This is a genomic window from Thalassolituus sp. ST750PaO-4, assembly GCF_020320405.1.
Taxonomy (GTDB): Bacteria; Pseudomonadota; Gammaproteobacteria; order Pseudomonadales; family Oceanobacteraceae; genus Venatoribacter; species Venatoribacter alkanivorans.
The window spans coordinates 27,382-44,246 of the sequence record NZ_JABVCB010000008.1 but is presented as its reverse complement, the minus strand read 5'-3'; the positions used below and the strand labels follow the sequence as shown (position 1 = coordinate 44,246).

Annotated in this window: 16 protein-coding genes; 9 read left to right on the top strand and 7 right to left on the bottom strand. The window is 55.9% G+C overall.

The window, feature by feature from the left end; genetic code table 11:
- Nucleotides 1–31: 31 nt before the first annotated feature.
- From HUF18_RS09615 to yjgA, 7 genes are all read left to right on the top strand, one after another.
- Nucleotides 32–1,531 (top strand): RNA polymerase factor sigma-54, encoded by a 1,500-nt coding sequence (locus HUF18_RS09615; protein ID WP_225692045.1) that lies wholly within the window; start codon nt 32–34, stop codon nt 1,529–1,531.
- Between the two features lie 32 nt (nt 1,532–1,563).
- Entirely contained in the window at nt 1,564–1,866 is a 303-nt protein-coding gene (hpf, locus tag HUF18_RS09610) for a ribosome hibernation-promoting factor, HPF/YfiA family (RefSeq protein ID WP_145471037.1), read from the top strand.
- Nucleotides 1,867–1,869: 3 nt separating this feature from the next.
- Entirely contained in the window at nt 1,870–2,334 is a 465-nt protein-coding gene (gene ptsN / locus HUF18_RS09605; RefSeq protein WP_145471038.1) for a PTS IIA-like nitrogen regulatory protein PtsN, read from the top strand.
- A 33-nt stretch (nt 2,335–2,367) separates the two neighbouring features.
- Complete coding sequence (rapZ, locus tag HUF18_RS09600) at nt 2,368–3,240, top strand: RNase adapter RapZ (protein ID WP_145471039.1); 873 nt, start codon at nt 2,368–2,370, stop codon at nt 3,238–3,240.
- 5 nt (nt 3,241–3,245) lie between these two features.
- The gene (locus HUF18_RS09595) at nt 3,246–3,515 is read left to right on the top strand and encodes an HPr family phosphocarrier protein (RefSeq protein ID WP_145471040.1); all 270 of its coding nucleotides are present in this window, start codon (nt 3,246–3,248) and stop codon (nt 3,513–3,515) included.
- A gap of 109 nt (nt 3,516–3,624) precedes the next feature.
- Complete coding sequence (gene mgtE, locus HUF18_RS09590; RefSeq protein ID WP_145471041.1) at nt 3,625–4,980, top strand: magnesium transporter; 1,356 nt, start codon at nt 3,625–3,627, stop codon at nt 4,978–4,980.
- Nucleotides 4,981–5,001: 21 nt separating this feature from the next.
- Nucleotides 5,002–5,514 (top strand): ribosome biogenesis factor YjgA, encoded by a 513-nt coding sequence (yjgA, locus tag HUF18_RS09585; protein ID WP_225692044.1) that lies wholly within the window; start codon nt 5,002–5,004, stop codon nt 5,512–5,514.
- Between the two features lie 11 nt (nt 5,515–5,525).
- On the opposite strand, the gene HUF18_RS09580 is transcribed toward yjgA, so the two are convergent.
- The 7 genes from HUF18_RS09580 to HUF18_RS09550 all read right to left on the bottom strand — a co-directional run bounded on the left by HUF18_RS09580 (nt 5,526) and on the right by HUF18_RS09550 (nt 14,933).
- Nucleotides 5,526–6,323, bottom strand: coding sequence for a carbon-nitrogen hydrolase family protein (locus tag HUF18_RS09580; RefSeq protein WP_225692043.1), 798 nt, complete (start codon nt 6,321–6,323; stop codon nt 5,526–5,528).
- Nucleotides 6,323–10,342, bottom strand: coding sequence for a YhdP family protein (locus HUF18_RS09575; protein WP_225692042.1), 4,020 nt, complete (start codon nt 10,340–10,342; stop codon nt 6,323–6,325). Before HUF18_RS09575 ends, HUF18_RS09580 begins: the two co-directional genes overlap by 1 nt.
- Before the next feature lie 8 nt (nt 10,343–10,350).
- Nucleotides 10,351–11,802, bottom strand: a complete 1,452-nt coding sequence (gene rng, locus HUF18_RS09570; protein ID WP_145471045.1) for a ribonuclease G — start codon at nt 11,800–11,802, stop codon at nt 10,351–10,353.
- A gap of 4 nt (nt 11,803–11,806) precedes the next feature.
- Nucleotides 11,807–12,394, bottom strand: a complete 588-nt coding sequence (locus HUF18_RS09565; protein WP_225692041.1) for a Maf family protein — start codon at nt 12,392–12,394, stop codon at nt 11,807–11,809.
- Complete coding sequence (mreD, locus tag HUF18_RS09560) at nt 12,391–12,870, bottom strand: rod shape-determining protein MreD (protein WP_145471047.1); 480 nt, start codon at nt 12,868–12,870, stop codon at nt 12,391–12,393. The genes HUF18_RS09565 and mreD overlap by 4 nt, the downstream gene beginning before the upstream one ends.
- Nucleotides 12,867–13,712 (bottom strand): rod shape-determining protein MreC, encoded by an 846-nt coding sequence (gene mreC / locus HUF18_RS09555; protein WP_225692040.1) that lies wholly within the window; start codon nt 13,710–13,712, stop codon nt 12,867–12,869. The genes mreD and mreC overlap by 4 nt, the downstream gene beginning before the upstream one ends.
- A 183-nt stretch (nt 13,713–13,895) precedes the next feature.
- Nucleotides 13,896–14,933 carry a rod shape-determining protein gene (locus HUF18_RS09550; protein WP_145471049.1) on the bottom strand — a complete coding sequence of 346 codons (1,038 nt, stop codon included), beginning with the start codon at nt 14,931–14,933 and terminating at the stop codon, nt 13,896–13,898.
- A gap of 126 nt (nt 14,934–15,059) precedes the next feature.
- Between HUF18_RS09550 and gatC the strand changes: the two genes are divergently transcribed.
- The gene (gene gatC, locus HUF18_RS09545) at nt 15,060–15,347 is read left to right on the top strand and encodes an Asp-tRNA(Asn)/Glu-tRNA(Gln) amidotransferase subunit GatC (protein WP_145471050.1); all 288 of its coding nucleotides are present in this window, start codon (nt 15,060–15,062) and stop codon (nt 15,345–15,347) included.
- A 41-nt stretch (nt 15,348–15,388) separates the two neighbouring features.
- Nucleotides 15,389–16,855: an Asp-tRNA(Asn)/Glu-tRNA(Gln) amidotransferase subunit GatA gene (gene gatA, locus HUF18_RS09540; protein WP_225692039.1), complete on the top strand. Its 1,467-nt coding sequence runs from the start codon at nt 15,389–15,391 to the stop codon at nt 16,853–16,855.
- Nucleotides 16,856–16,865: the final 10 nt, after the last annotated feature.

The following is a 16,865-nucleotide window of genomic DNA, read 5'->3' as shown; positions in this document are numbered from 1 at the left end:
TATGCCGATACTGAGTGATTACTGAACTTTTATGAAAGCGTCTCTTCAGTTAAAGATGGGTCAGCACCTGACCATGACCCCTCAGTTGCAACAAGCCATCCGCCTGCTTCAGCTGTCTACCCTCGATCTGCAGCAGGAGATTCAGGAAGCCCTCGATTCCAACCCGATGCTCGAAGTAGAAGAACACGAGCACGATGACCTGCCCGATCTGTCCCGCAACAGCGATCACGACACCAGCAGCAGCCACGAAGTCAGCAGTCAGGACGACAGCCACAACGACACTCCGGAACTGGATGAACAGTGGTCGCAGGAACAACTCCCCGACGACCTGCCGGTCGACAGTCAGTGGGAAGATACTTACCAGACCACCGCCAGCGTTGCCTCCGGCAGCAGCAGTAATGCCATCGACGACGATTTCGATTACGACTCGCGCCACGCCAGCACCGAAGATCTGCAGGATCATCTGCTGTGGCAACTCAATCTGACTCCTATGTCAGATACCGACCGCGAGATCGCCCTGATGCTGATCGATGGTGTGGATGACGACGGCTATCTGCACACCACCGTCGAAGATATTCTGGAAAGCATGGACCCGGCTCTGGACGTCGAAGAAGACGAAGTCATGGCCGTACTGCACCGCCTGCAGCAGTTTGATCCGGCCGGTGCTTTTGCCCGCGATCTGCGTGAATGCCTGCTGCTGCAACTGCAGCAACTGCCGGCTGAGACCCCATGGCTGAACGAAGCCAAAATGGTCATCCGCGATTATATCGAGCTGCTGGGCAGCAAGGATTACCCAACGCTGATGCGCAAAACCAAGCTGCGCGAAGAAGACCTTAAAGCCGTGCTGCGGCTGATTAAAGAACTGAATCCCAAGCCAGGTGCCGGCATCAGTGCCGAGCAGGCCGAATACGTGGTGCCCGACGTGCTGGTACGCAATATCCGCGACGAATGGCGGGTTGAGCTGAATCCGGATATCGCCCCCAAGCTGCGCGTTAACGCCGATTACGCCTCACTGGTACGCCGTTCCGATAACAGCACCGACAACGCCTTCTTGCGCGACCACCTGCAGGAAGCGCGCTGGTTTATCAAAAGTCTGCAAAGCCGCAACGAAACCCTGCTGAAAGTAGCCACCAAAATCGTCGAGTATCAGATCGAGTTTTTCGAACAGGGCGAAGAAGCAATGAAGCCGCTGGTGCTGCACGATATTGCCGAAGCCGTTGGTATGCATGAATCCACCATTTCCCGGGTAACCACCCAGAAATACATGCACACGCCACGCGGAATCTTCGAGCTGAAGTACTTTTTCTCCAGCCATGTCAGTACCGATGGCGGCGGCGAATGTTCCTCCACCGCAATCCGTGCCATGATTAAAAAACTGATTGCTGAAGAAAATGCCCGCAAACCGCTGAGCGACAACAAAATCGCCGCAGTGTTGGGTGAAAAAGGCATTCAGGTGGCACGGCGCACGGTAGCCAAATACCGTGAGGCTATGATGATTCCGCCTTCGAACGAACGTAAACAATTGATTTAAAAAACAACAAGCCAGCAACAAGGAGTCTGGACATGAAGATTAATATCAGCGGTCACCACGTTGACGTTACCGAATCTCTGCAAGCGTACGTAGACGAAAAAATGTCCAAGCTGGGACGCCACTTTGACAACATCACCAACGGCCAGGTAACCCTGACCGTTATTAAAGAGCGCATGATTGCTGAAGCCACCATCCACGTCAGCGGTGCCGACCTGCACGCCAGCGCTGAGCACGATGATATGTATGCCGCAATCGATCAGATGACCGACAAGCTCGACCGTCAGGTACTGAAACACAAAGAAAAACTGGTGGCGCGGCAACACGGACAAGGCTGATTAATGGACATTCGCATCGAGGATATCCTCACACCGGAACGCAGTCTGATAGATGCTCCGGTTTCCAGTAAAAAGAAATTACTGGAGTACCTGGCAGGTTTTATCGCAGAACAACTCAGCGACAGCTCTGCCGACGATATTTACGAGCGATTACTCAGCCGTGAACGCCTCGGCAGCACCGGGATTGGCGAAGGTATTGCCATTCCCCACTGCCGGCTGAAGCAGTGCGACCAGGCGATGGGCGTACTGCTGCGTCTGGTGGAGCCGGTGGATTACGACGCCATTGACCGCAAGCCGGTCGATCTGGTGTTTGCTCTGCTGGTTCCCGAAGAAGCTACTGAACAGCACCTGCAGGTTCTGGCGATGCTGGCACGCAACTTCAGCGAGCCGGCCTACCGCGAGGCACTGCGCAAAGCGCCGGATGCGCAACGGTTTTATCAGCGGGCGCTGAGCGGACAACCGGGCTGACATCAGCCCAACGGGCAATGGAGGAGCACAGCAATGCGTTTAGTGGTGATCAGCGGCCGGTCCGGCTCAGGAAAATCCAGTGCTCTGCACGTACTGGAAGATCTGGGCTTCTACTGCATTGATAACCTGCCGGTTGCTTTGTTGCCAGCGCTGGCCCGCCAGACCGAAAGCGAAGAAAAACTGGCCAAAGTCGCCGTCAGTGTTGACGCCCGCAATCTGCCCCATGCCTTCGACAATATCCACGATGTACTGCACCAGCTGCCCAGCGAAGAATACCAGCTGGATGTCGTCTATCTCGACGCCAGCGAAGAAGTGCTGCTGCAGCGCTTCAGCTCCACCCGGCGTAAGCACCCACTGACCAGTAAAAGCACATCTCTGGCCGAAGCCATCGATAAAGAGCGCCTGCTGCTGGAGCCTATCGCCAACCTTGCCGATCTGACGCTGGATACCACCAGCATGTCTGTGCATGAGCTGCGCAGCCTGATTAAATTGCGGGTGGCGGATAAAACCAGCACCGATATCGCCATTCTGTTTGAATCTTTCGGCTTCAAGCATGGCATCCCGATTGATGCCGATTATGTATTCGATGTCCGCAACCTGCCCAACCCTTACTGGGACCCGGCACTGCGCGCCTTTACCGGGCGCGACCCGGCAATCATTGATTTCCTTGCCCGGGAGCCTCAGGTTGGACAAATGCAGCAGGACATCAGCGGGTTTATTCAGCGCTGGCTGCCTGCCTTTGTCGATGCCAACCGCAGCTATATGACCATTGCCATCGGCTGCACCGGCGGGCAGCACCGCTCCGTTTACCTGGCAGAGCAACTTAAGGCAGAATTCTGTCATCATTACAGCAATGTTCAGGTCCGCCACCGCGAGCTGGGCAGTGCCGACATTCATCAGGACTGATACGGATGACCAGCACCGAAATCACCATCATCAATAAGCTGGGCCTGCACGCCCGCGCAGCCGCCAAGCTGGTTTCCACCGCCGCTGCTTATTCCTGCCAGATCAAAGTCGGTTACCCCGACCGCATGGTCGACGGTAAAAGCATTATGGCGGTGATGATGCTGGCCGCCAGCAAAGGCACCAACATACATATCCATGCTGAAGGCCAGGATGCTGAACACGCACTGGCCGCCCTGATTGATCTTATTAACCGGCGTTTTGACGAAGAAGAATAGCCCGGCAAAACAATCTTCTACGCGCAATTCTGCGAGTAGTTTCGTGGTATCAGAGGCCTAATCAGGCTAGAATCTGAGCATTCAACCATCCCCTGGACCGAACCGACGCATGGCACAGCAGACCGAAAAGGCTAAAGCCAAGTTACACAGCCTGACCGCCGCGCTGGAAAGTGGTGCGCTGGCGCAGGTGCGTCGCATCCTGAATTCGGGTCTGGCACCGGTTGATATCGCCCACCTGATCGAATCTTCTCCGCCTAAAGCCCGTAAGCTGCTGTGGGAACTGGTCGATAAGGAACTCGAAGGCGAGGTCATGCAGAACCTCAGCGAAGAGCTGCAAAGCCACTTCCTGAGCGACATGAGTGCGGAAGAAGTTGTCGACCTGACCGCCGACCTCGACACCGATGACGTGGCCGACATGCTGCAGCAGCTGCCTGAGCGTGTAACTCAGGAAGTTCTGGAGTCGATGGACCACCAGGACCGCGCCCGTCTCGAAGCCGTTCTGGGCTATCCGGAAGACAGCGCCGGTGGTCTGATGAACACCGATACCGTGACCATTCGTCCGGATATCACCCTTGAGGTTGTACTGCGCTACCTGCGCCGCCACAAATCCCTGCCCGCTATGACCGATAACCTGTTGGTGGTTAACCGCCAGAACGAATTTATCGGCACGCTGGCGATCAGCAAACTGCTGGTCAGCGACCCGCAACAGACCGTGCGTGAAGTGATGAGCACCGACGCGCGGGTTATTCAGGCAACCCAGCACGAGAGCGAAGTTGCCAAACTGTTTGAACGCCACGATCTGGTCTCGGCGCCAGTTGTCGATGCTGCCGGCATGCTGCTTGGCCGTATCACCATCGATGACGTGGTTGACGTTATCCGCGAAACTGCGGATCACTCGCTGATGAGTATGGCCGGTCTGGATGACGAAGAAGATACCTTCGCCCCGACGCTGAAAACCAGCCGCCGCCGTGCTGTCTGGCTGGGCATTAATCTGCTCACCGCACTGGCCGCCTCTGCGGTGATCGGCCTGTTTGATAAAACCATCGAGCAGGTTGTGGCTCTTGCTGTTTTAATGCCTATTGTCGCCAGCATGGGCGGTATCGCCGGCAGTCAGGTGCTGACTCTGGTTATCCGTGGCCAGGCACTTGGCCATCTCAGCGGCAGCAACTTCCGCTGGCTGTTTAACCGCGAAATAATGGTCGCCGCCATTAATGGCGTGCTCTGGGCTGTGGTTATCGCCTTAATTACATACGCCTGGTTCCGTGACCCGGCGATCGCCCTGATTATCGGCGCGGCCATTATCATCAATCTGATGGTGGCGGCAATGGCCGGCGCCAGTCTGCCACTGCTGCTCAAGGCCCGTGGCATCGATCCCGCCCTGGCTGGCAGCGTGGTGCTGACCACCGTCACCGACGTGATCGGCTTTCTATCTTTCCTGGGGTTAGCTACCCTGTTCTATCTGTAACCTGCATTTAAAGTACCCCTGATGAACGAATCTGATTACCCGGACGACGAGATCGAATACGTCAGTAAGTCCGAAATGAAGCGCGAAGCAGAGCGCTGGCAAGAACTGGGCAAACGTCTGACTGAGCTGAATGCTGCCAAGTGGAAAGAGCTGCCGATCAGCGAAACCCTGTACAACGCTCTGGTGGAAAACGCCAGGCTGAAGCAGCACGAAGCCAAGCGTCGTCATATGCAGTACATTGGCCGTCTGGTTGGTGATGAAGACCGGGATGCGATTCAGGCAAAACTCGACCTGTTTGATCCGTCCAGCGAAGCCTACGGCCGCCGCATCCGCCAGCAGGAATTGTGGCGTAACCGTCTGGTCAGCGACAGCAACGGGCTGAATGCTTTTATCGAAGAGTTTCCGGCAGTGGACCGCCAGCAACTGCGTAATCTGGTGCGTAACGCCCAGAAAGAAATGAGCAGCGAACCACCGAAGCCCGGCAGTTCGTACAAAAAACTGTTTCAGTTTATCAAGGAGCAGATGGCCGACTAGCTGCCATCCGTTCAGAAACGCCGGTGCTGAGTCACCGGCATTTTTTTGCGTACCTCCGCCAGCTGCGGCAGATCAATCTCCGCCAGCGCCACTCCGGCCTCTTCTTCCAGCTCTGTCAGCACCGCTCCCCAGGCATCAATAATCTGTGAATGACCATAGGTACGGCGTTTATCGTCATGCCAGCCACACTGATTCGCGGCCAGCACATAGCACTGGGTTTCAATCGCACGGGCGCGCAGCAGTGTTTGCCAGTGCGCTGCGCCGGTGGTGTAGGTAAAAGCCGCGGGCACAGAAATCATCTCCGCGCCCTGCTCGCGCAGACGCTGAAACAACCCCGGAAAGCGCAGGTCGTAACAGATCGCCAGCCCCAGTCGGCCGGCCGGTGTATCCACAAGCACCACCTCATCCCCGGGTGCAAAGCGTTCTGATTCACGGTAACTGCCGTGGGCATCGCCAACATCGACATCAAACAGATGAATCTTGTCGTAGCGGGCAACCTGTTCGCCTTCGCTGTTAAACACCAGACAGGCCGAACGCACCCGCGGATCTCCGTCCGGGCATGGCATCGGCACAGCACCGGCCACCAGCCAGAGTTTCAGTTCCTGCGCCCAGCCGGCCAGACGCTGCACATACTGCGGATCAGCGGCAATGGCGTTGTACTGCTTACCATCCAGCGTGAGGAACATTTCCGGCAGTAACGCCAGCACTGCACCCTGTGCCGCTGCCTGCTGCAGCAAGTCATAGGCCTGTGCCAGATTGTGTTCAATCTGGGGGTGGCTGCTGAACTGAATCACCGCGACGTTAGCCATCAGTCGTCATCGCCTCCGCCGAAGATATAGAAAATACTCTTGAAGCGTTCCAGCAGGCTGCGGCTCTTCTTACCGTCGACCTTATCGTCAAAGGCCTGATTGATCTTCAGATCCGGTTTTTCCCAGGTGCCTTTCAGGTCGTAACTGGCACTGGTGAAGCGTGCCAGCTCGTCACCAATCAGCTTCTCGGTAACATAAATCGAGGCCGCTACCGGTGGTGCCAGACCGGCCAGCAGCGCCACCATCGGCAGCGTACTGGATACCGGGAAGGTCACCGCCAGTTTCATATCCAGTGTCTGGGTCTTCAGATCGGTGCTGCCTGAGGTGAGGAATTTACCACCCGGGCCGTCCATGCTCAGCGGCTCGGTCAGGGTCAGCAGGCCATTTTCAATCCGCGCTTTGCCTTTCAGTGTGTCGAAGGCCACCCCGGACTGATACAGATCGGAGAAGTCGAGCTTCAGGCGGCGGGCGACCGAATTAAAGTTCAGCGCACCAAAGGCTTTTAACGCTCCGGCACCTTCGGCAGCCATATTGCCGTCTTTCACACGGAAACTGGCCAGACCATTGAGAGTTTTGTTGTTGTAAGCCAGTGGCGAGCCCTGCCAGTTCAGCTGCAGGGTCGAGCGCATATCCTTACCTTCAATCGCGGCTTCCTGACGGAAAGCGCGCTGCACCCGGCCAATGTCGTTACTGCTGATCTGCAGCGTGTCGAGGCGGGTCTGATGCTGGTCACCCTGCTTCAGCCAGTACACATCCCCGGTAAAGGCCATGCCTTTCATATCACTGTCGTGCAGAGTGATCTGCATACCATCAGTCTGTGGCCGGCTGCTGAGTTTCCAGCGACCAAAGTTACGGCTGCCGACATAAAGCTCTGCAAGATCCATATCCATCGGCGGGAAATCCGCCGGATTGAGCGCTGCCAGCGGATCAGGCTTGTCAGCAACCACCGTCACCTCATCCTGGCTGCCATCCAGTGTCGCCAGGTTTCCCGGCTCCTCTTCACTTTGCGGCAAATGAATATAGTCCAGCGCCAGCTGAATCGGCTCATTGCCCGGCAGCATACGGATTTTGCCTTTCACCAGCGTGCTGTCGACGTCAAAATCCCATTCATCCCACTGCTGGGCAGCAATGATATGGGTTGGCCCCATCGCCGCTCCCCAGGCATCCACGCCACCCAGCGTCAGATTAATACTGCGCAGCGGATTATTACTGTGTGCAGTTGCCTCACTTTTGACTGTGGCACCAGCTTTCTGCGCCTTGCTTTCTGCTGCCAGCAGGCCGGACAGATGCTGCCAGGTATCCCACCAGTCCGAGGCAACAATGGATTCACTCAGCTGGCCACGAACCACCACGCCTTTATCACTCGGCAGGAAAGGTTCCGAGCCGCCAAGGTACACCTGCCCCCGGTTCAGGCCATCAGCATCCAGCGCCAGTGCAGCACGCAACAGGTTATCGTAGTTGAGGTTGATCCGGGTTTCTGTGCCGGGCTCGACCCGCACCTCCATCAGCCGTGCAGCACTATCGGCTGTTTTACCTAACGGATAAGGCAGATCAATAGCCGTGCCCTGCAGATCGGAATTGAAATTAAACACCACACCCTGCGCGCCAACGGTCAGACGGGCGTTGTAGTCCAGAGCGCCACTGACCGGGTCCAGCAAAAACAGTGGCATCCACTGTTTAAAACGATCCCAGCGGGCATCACCATTGGCACTCAGCACCATATCGAAGCCACCGGGGCGACCGACCGATTCGATACCGGCATTAAAGTGACCGCCAAACACATCGCCTTCGAGCCAGTCGGACAGCAGACCTACCTGGCTGTTGTAACGCAGCCGGCCTTTGAGGTTTGCCAGATCAATATTGAGGTCGTCCAGACGCAGCTGGTTATCGCTCAGCTCCACGTCCAGTTTGATCTCAGGCTCAGCGTGTTCAGCACCCAGCGGCATTTCCAGCAGCATATTGGCCGTCATCGGACCATTGGCCTGCCAGTGATCAAAGGCATTGTTCACCACGCCCTGTAATGGCGTTTCGGTGAAATAACGTAATGCGTCGCCACTGTCTCCGCGCAGACGACCGGCCACCGACAGTTCGGTGTGGCCATCACGTCCCGGACGTAAACGCACCCGGCCGGAATGCGGTACCAGCTCGCCGCCAAGGGTTTTGCCCTGCTCCAGCCAGACGTCCAGTGCCGGCGCATCCATCATCAGCCGTCCTTTAATAGCGCGCAGCGCTGGCCAGTCCGGCATGTATTTCAGTTCGGCACCTTCCACTTCCAGATACAGCTGAGTGGTCAGGCTGTTGTCAGGATGTTCGTGCTCAAGGTTACCGTGCAGCAAGAAAGCGGCATCGCGGAAGTCTCCGGCCACAATCGACTGACCGAGCCAGTCACGCACCGCCTCATCAAGAAGTTCAGGCACCAGTTGCGAGCGCAGACTGGCCGGCGCCTGTGGCAAACCAAACAACAGGCTCAGGGTAGATTCGGTGGCGCTGTGACTGCGTGGCAGATTAATCGCGAGTTCACCACTGAGCGGCCATACCGTTGCAGAGTCATTCTCCTGCAAACCGGCTTTCAGGCCACGCAGCTGCAGCTGATAGAAATCGGGTTTGATCGCCCAGTAAAAGCCGGCCGACAATTTCTTCAGATCCCAGGGTTGGCTGTAAACATCGGCCAGATGAACGCTCAGATCATCACCTTTTACCTGTAACAAACCACCCTGTGGTTGCAGATGCAGCGTACCGGTCACATCGCTGAACGCCGGAATGCCGTGATAGGCCGCGCTGCTGGCATTGACAATATCGCTGCGCACATCCACTTGCCAATGCTCGCCGGGTAACAGCGAAATACGCAGATTACGCGCTTCTCCGCGGCCGTCAGTACCTTCAACATATTGGTCGAACGGCTCGGGCAATAACTGATGGTCAAGAATAAAACGGCGGGCAGCTGCCACATCCAGCAGCGGCACCCCAATCTGCCAGCCTTTCTGCTGCGGCAATGTGATGGCACTGAGACTCAGACTGTCGAGGGGCAGTTGCTGATCAAACTGCGGTAATACACGCAGGTGCCAGTCATCGCCATTGTGTTCGCCACCAATTTTCAGGCTGCCGCCGCTCAGCGCCAGCGGCTGGCCACTGGTATTCAGGGTAAAGGCCGGTATATCGGCATCGACGTACAACGCGTTCAGATCGCCGTCACGGATACTGAGCCAGGCCTCAGCGCCCGCGGTAAAGCGTTCAATGCTCAGACCACCGGGCAGCTGATCGGGAATCCAGCGCGTCCATTCCTGGTTATCAATGCGCAGAAAGACTTCGCCGTTCTGCCGGTACCAGGGCCAGAGATCGCCATCCACCGAAGCCATCAGTTTGATATTTGCCAGTTGCTCACGGCCCCAGGCCAGGTTGCCGTCCAGCTCATGACTGTCGCCGCGGTTGCGCCAGACCAGCCGGTCAATCTGCACGTCTTCACGGGTCATCTGTGGATCAAAGCTGGTGATATTCCAGTCGGTAAGAACAATGGCCTGCTGCAGCTCCAGCCAGTTCAGCCACAAAGGATTGGAAGAGGCGGCAATTTTCACATTGTCGGCAGCCGCAGGCTGACGCTTGATTCCGCTCAGGTCGACCGACCAGCCACGGCCAATTGACCAGTGTGTTTGATCACGCTGATAAAGGTCGGCGCGTACGCCCTGAATTTCGATACGTTTGAACACCGGCAGACGATAGAAAGCACTGGCACTGACATCCAGCTCAGCCTCCATGCGTGCCACATGGATACCGTCGGCCAACAGCCCCACCTGTACATCGCGCATGCGCACCACAGGCGACAGCATGTTCCAGTCGCCCTGCAGCTGACCGATGGATACCGGCTGGCCCAGTTGCAGGCTCAGTTCATGTTCGAGATCGGCACGGTAGGTTTCCACCAGCGGAATCAACTGGCGACCCAGGCTGGTATACAGCGCCAGGGTCACCGCGGCGACCACCAGGGTAATCCAGATTTGTGTCCAGAACTCGCGCAACCAAATCATAACAATGCCTATTGCAGGACGATGTCGTAATGATCCTGGGTGTATAACGGCTCGACCTGTAACTTAATGGCCTTGCCGATAAAGGCTTCCAGATCCGCCAGACCGTTGCTGTCTTCGTCCAGCAGCCGGTCCACTACCTGCTGACTGGCGAGTACGGAATAGGTTCCGGCACCGTAAGCCCGTTCTTCGCGCAGAATTTCACGGAAAATTTCATAGCAGATGGTTTCTGCGGTTTTTACCGAACCGCGCCCACCACAACAACGGCAGGGTTCCATCAGCATCTGCTCCAGACTCTCACGCGTACGCTTGCGCGTCATCTCCACCAGTCCCAGTTCAGATACACCACTGATCTTGGTTTTAGCGTGATCCTTTTCCAGTACCTTTTCCAGCATGCGCAGAACCTGACGCTGATGCTCGGCTTCAACCATATCGATAAAATCGAGGATGATAATACCGCCGAGATTGCGCAGACGCAGTTGACGGCCAATGGCGGTGGCGGCTTCGAGGTTGGTTTTGAAAATGGTTTCTTCGAGGTTGCGGCGGCCGACAAAGCCACCGGTATTCACGTCGATGGTGGTCATGGCTTCGGTCTGATCGATCACCAGATAGCCGCCGGACTTCAGCGGCACCTTGCGCTCCAGCGCGCGCTGGATTTCATCTTCGACGCTGTACAGTTCAAACAGCGGACGCGGGCCGGGATAATACTCAATACGGTCGGCAACTTCTGGCACATACTGCTGCACAAACTGCTCGATTTTCTGAAAGGTTTCACGCGAGTCGATCAGAATCTTGGTAACTTCCGGGCGCGAATAATCGCGCAGGGTACGCAGCGACAGCGGCAGCTCGTCATACACCAGACTCGGCGGTTTATTGTCTTTAATGCGCTCTTCCAGCTTGCGCCATAAACGGCGCAGGTAGCGGGTATCGGACAGAATTTCATCATCGCCCACGCCTTCAGCCGCAGTACGCAGGATAAACCCCGCTTCGCCGGTCAGACCTTCCGCTTCCATGCAGTTATTCACCAGCTGCTTCAGACGCTCGCGTTCGCCATCGTCATCAATACGCTGTGAAATGCCGACATGATCCGCTCCCGGCATGTACACCAGATAGCGTGACGGAATAGCAAGCTGAGTGGTCAGACGGGCACCTTTGGTGCCGATAGGGTCTTTGGTAACCTGCACTACCAGCGCCTGGCCTTCGTGTACCAGCTGGCTGATCGGCGCATTGCCATCACCCGTGCCGATTTCCGCCGCGTGAATAAAAGCAGCCCGCTCCAGACCGATATCGACAAAGGCCGCCTGCATACCGGGCAGCACGCGCACTACTTTGCCTTTATAAATGTTGCCGACCAGTCCGCGGTGGTTGGTGCGTTCGAGGAAAATCTCCTGCACCACGCCGTTCTCGACCACCGCTACCCGCGTTTCCGTCGGGGTAACGTTCATCAGAATTTCTGCATTCACAGGCTTAATCCTTGTCCCAGATGGGAATATTAAATTCTTGCAGCATGGCCGCTGTTTCCGTCAGCGGCAGACCAACCACATTGCTGTAACTGCCTTCAATGGCGTCCACCAGCACTGCGCCCAGTCCCTGTATTCCATAAGCTCCGGCTTTATCGGCCGGCTCGCCGGTCGCCACATAGGCGGTGATCTGCGCGGCAGTTAACGGCGTAAAGTGAACATTGGTGATAACCGTCTGCACCCGCTGCTGATCATCCTGCACCAGGGCAACGGCGGTCATGACCTGATGGCGGCGACCAGCCAGGGCGGCCAGCATACGCGCTGCATCGGCATCGTTTTCCGGCTTACCGAGAATCTCATCGTCCAGCACTACCGTGGTGTCTGAACCCAGCACCACACAACCGGGGTTAGCTGCTGCAACCTTCTGTGCCTTGCCCAGTGCCAGTCTGGCAACATAAGCAGCCGGTGTCTCTCCCGCCTGCGGTGTTTCGTCAATATCGGCCACCTGCACACGAAACTGCACACCAATCTGCTGCAGTAATTCCCGTCGCCGTGGCGAAGCGGACGCCAGAATCAGGCCTTTTGCATCCGTCATGACAGATGCAGGCGCGCCAGCGCCATATGGGTTAAGGCGTACACCCAGGGCCAGACCAGCGCCGAGGTCAGGGCCGGAGTCCAGAGCGATACCGGCACCATATTTTCACTCACCAGCGCTACCGCCCAGTAACTCAGTAACTGCTGCAGCACCACCAGCAAGAACACCACGGCGGTCTGCTGCAGAAAGTTAAACATCGCCATACGCCGGTACAGCAGCTGCAGCACAAAAATATGCACTGCCAGCGTGAGTACGTGCATACCAAGCAACGAATTGTGCTCGACATCCAGCATCAGTCCCAGCGGCACGGCCAGCCATAAACCAAAAATATGTGGCGCATGCAGCACCAGCAGGGTTACCAATAACAACACCCAGGCCGGCTGCAGCCACAACAGAATATCGGGCATCGGCAGGTGCTCAAGCACAAAGGCCAGAAACATACCGGTAGCCACTAGAATCAGTGCACGGATATTCATTCTTTACCCTGCCATAAGCCGCCCGGTGGTACCTGACCGGAGCCATGACTGAACACCAGCAATAAATGCCGGCTGCGATCCAGATGAGCACTGGGTTCTGCCGTAACGGCGGCAAAGGATTTTCCGGGAATATTTTCTACTCTGGTCACGGTTGCTACCGGATAACCACGCGGATAACGCCCGCCCAGACCGGAGCTGACCAGCAGGTCGCCCTTGATAATGTCGGCGGTATTGGGCACATAAATCAGTTCGAGTTCATCCAGCGCGCCGGTGCCAACGGCAATTGCGCGCACTCCATTGCGGTTTACCTGCACCGGAATCGCATGGTTGGAGTCGGCAATCATCAATACCCGCGCACTGTAGGGCATTACATCGATCACCTGACCAAGCAGGCCGTAGGCATCCAGCACAGGCTGGCCGATAAATACGCCGTCTTCGCCGCCTTTGTTGATCAGAATCTGCTGGCTGAAAGGATCAGGATCAACGGCGACCACGGCGGTGACCAGCACGCGGTCATCGACCTGCTCAGAAGCACTGAGTAATTCACGCAGTTCAATATTTTCCGCTTCCAGCGCAGCCAGACGCTGGGCACGCAGTTCCAGTACCAGATTGCGCGCTGTCAGCTGTTTATTTTCGTTGGTTAATTCCTGACGGCTGGCGGCGGATTCGCCAAACCAGTTACCAATAGCGGAGGGAACCAGAGCCACCTGTTGCGCAGGCGCCAGCAGATAGCCGGTGATATAACGCACGGATTGTAACCACGGAGCGTGACTGTCCAGCCACATCAGCGCCAGTGCCAGAACAACAATCCCCAATACCCGCTGCCGCTGAAACGTCGGCACCTGAAACTGCGACTTAATAACGCTGTACCCGAATAAAAATTGAAGTGGCTAACTATACCGCCAAGCACAAACAGGAACCAGCACCGGCAGGCCTGAGTCAGCGCTTCCGCCGCATAAAGGAATGCTTTAAGCATAAAAAAAGCGGAGCCAAAGCTCCGCTTTTTCAGCACTTATTTCCGGCGATTAATCCAGCACCAGCATTTCCAGCTGTTGCTCTGTTGCCGTTTCCAGGAACTTACCACCGCCACGGGCGACACAGGTCAGAGGATCATCAGCAACGATCACCGGCAGGCCGGTTTCTTCACTCAGCAGCTTGTCGAGGTCACGCAGCAATGCGCCACCACCGGTCAACACCATACCGCGCTCGGCAACGTCAGACGCCAGCTCCGGTGGAGATTGCTCCAGTGCACCTTTAACCGCCTGCACGATAGCCGCCAGCGATTCCTGCAGCGCTTCGAGAATTTCGTTGGAGTTCAGGGTAAAGCTGCGCGGAATACCTTCGGCCAGGTTACGGCCACGGACATCAATCTCGCGTACTTCACCACCCGGATATGCGGTACCAATCTCTTGCTTGATACGCTCCGCGGTCGCTTCACCGATCAGGCTGCCGTAGTTGCGGCGAATATAAGCGACGATGGCCTCATCAAAACGGTCACCACCCACTTTTACCGATTCCGCATAAACTACGCCACTCAGGGAGATGATGGCGATTTCGGTGGTACCACCACCGATATCCACAACCATGGAGCCACGCGCTTCATCAACCGGCAAGCCGGCACCAATCGCTGCTGCCATTGGTTCGTGAATCAGATAAGCACGACGCGCACCGGCACCCAGAACAGAATCGCGGATCGCTTTGCGTTCAACCTTGGTTGCCTGATACGGCACACAGACCACAACCCGTGGGCTTGGAGTCATAAAACTGCTTTCGTGCACTTTTTTAATAAAGTACTGCAGCATTTTTTCAGTCACTTCAAAGTCGGCAATTACACCGTCTTTCATTGGCCGGATGGCCTGAATATTTCCCGGAGTACGACCCAGCATACGTTTTGCTTCGGTACCTACCGCTGCCACGCTTTTCTGATGACCCTGCAGACGGATGGCTACAACTGATGGCTCATTGAGGACAATGCCTTGATCACGCATGTAAATCAGAGTGTTTGCAGTTCCCAGATCGATCGACAGATCACTGGAAAACAGGCCTCTTAACTTCTTAAACATCCAATCGATTCCTGTTCACAGGTGGCAAAATTGTGGGTAACTCTAGCAATGGTGGGGATTTAGGGCAAGGCGCATTTATGCTACGCTCGGCACCTTTCCAACAGGCATCAACACTGGAGTAAGCACATGGCTCTGGACCAGCAACAGGTTCGTGACATTGCCGATCTGTCCCGTCTGCAAATCGACGAGGCACAAATCGCGGAATACCAGAAAAATCTGAGCAACATTCTCGACCTGGTCGATCAGTTATCCGCCGTCGACACCTCATCTGTCGAACCAATGGCACACCCGCTGGATGCAGTTCAGCGCCTGCGGGCTGACGTCGTGACCGAAGAGAATAACCGCGATCATTTCCAGCAGATCGCTCCTCAGACCGAAAACGGCTACTACCTCGTACCACGCGTCGTTGAGTAACAGCAAAACCTGAGGCTCAGCCCCGGGGACAAGGATTCCTTATGCATAACAAAACCATCGCAGAAATTTCCCGCGATCTGGCGGCCGGTGAATACAGCAGTGTCGAAATTACTGAGAACCTGCTTTCCCGCATCAAACAGACCGATAATCGCTACAACAGTTTCATTACCGTGAGCGAAGAACAGGCACTGGCTCAGGCCAAAGCCGCCGATGCCCGTCGCGCAGCCGGCAATGCCGATGCCTGGACCGGTGTGCCGATGGCACATAAAGATATTTTCTGTACCAACGGTGTTCTGACCACCTGCGGCTCAAAAATGCTGAGCAATTTCGTTGCGCCTTACGACGCCACCATTGTTGAAAACTTCAATAACGCCGGTGCTGTGTCTCTGGGTAAGCTGAACATGGATGAATTTGCCATGGGCTCATCCAACGAAAGCTCTTTTTTCGGCGCCGTTAAAAACCCATGGGATACCGACCGTGTTCCCGGTGGTTCTTCCGGTGGCTCTGCCGCTGCGGTTGCCGCGCAACTGGTACCGGGTGCCACGGCATCGGATACCGGTGGCTCGATCCGCCAGCCTGCCGCCTTCTGTGGCCTGACCGGTCTGAAGCCAACCTATGGCCGCGTATCACGCTGGGGCATGATTGCTTACGCCTCCAGTCTCGATCAGGCCGGTACCATTACCCGTACCGCCGAAGACTCCGCCATGATGCTCAATGTTATGGCCGGCTTTGATGCCAAAGACTCTACCTGTGTTGACCGTGAAGTACCGGATTACACCGCCACACTGAATAACAGCATCGAAGGTTTAACCATCGGCTTGCCGAAAGAATATTTCCGCAGCGATTTAAGTGCCGAAATGCAGCAGCAGGTGCGCAACGCCATCGCCGAATACGAAAAGATGGGCGCCAAGGTGAAAGAAATTTCACTGCCAAATACCCATCTGGCCATTCCTGCTTATTACATCATTGCGCCGGCCGAGTGCTCCGCCAACCTGTCACGCATGGACGGTGTACGTTTTGGTTACCGTTGCGAAAATCCGCAGGATATTAACGACCTGTACAAACGCTCGCGTGGTGAAGGTTTCGGTATCGAAGTTAAACGCCGCATTATGGTCGGTGCTTATGCCCTGTCTGCCGGTTTCTACGATGCTTACTACAAAAAAGCGCAGCAGGTACGCCGTCTGATTAAAAATGACTTTGTGAATGCCTTTAACGAAGTCGATATCATCATGGGACCAACCACTCCGACGCCGGCATTTAAATGCGGCGAAAAAACCGCCGATCCGGTCGACATGTACCTTGAAGATATTTTCACCATCGCCCTGAATCTGGCAGGCCTGCCCGGCATGTCGATTTCCTGTGGTCAGGTAAACAACTTACCTGTCGGCTTACAGCTGATTGGTAATTATTTTGACGAAGGCCGTCTGCTGAATGCTGCGCATAAATTCCAGCAAAGCACCGACTGGCATCTGAAAACACCTGACCTTAAAAACCAGGCAGACATCTGAGGAGCGAATC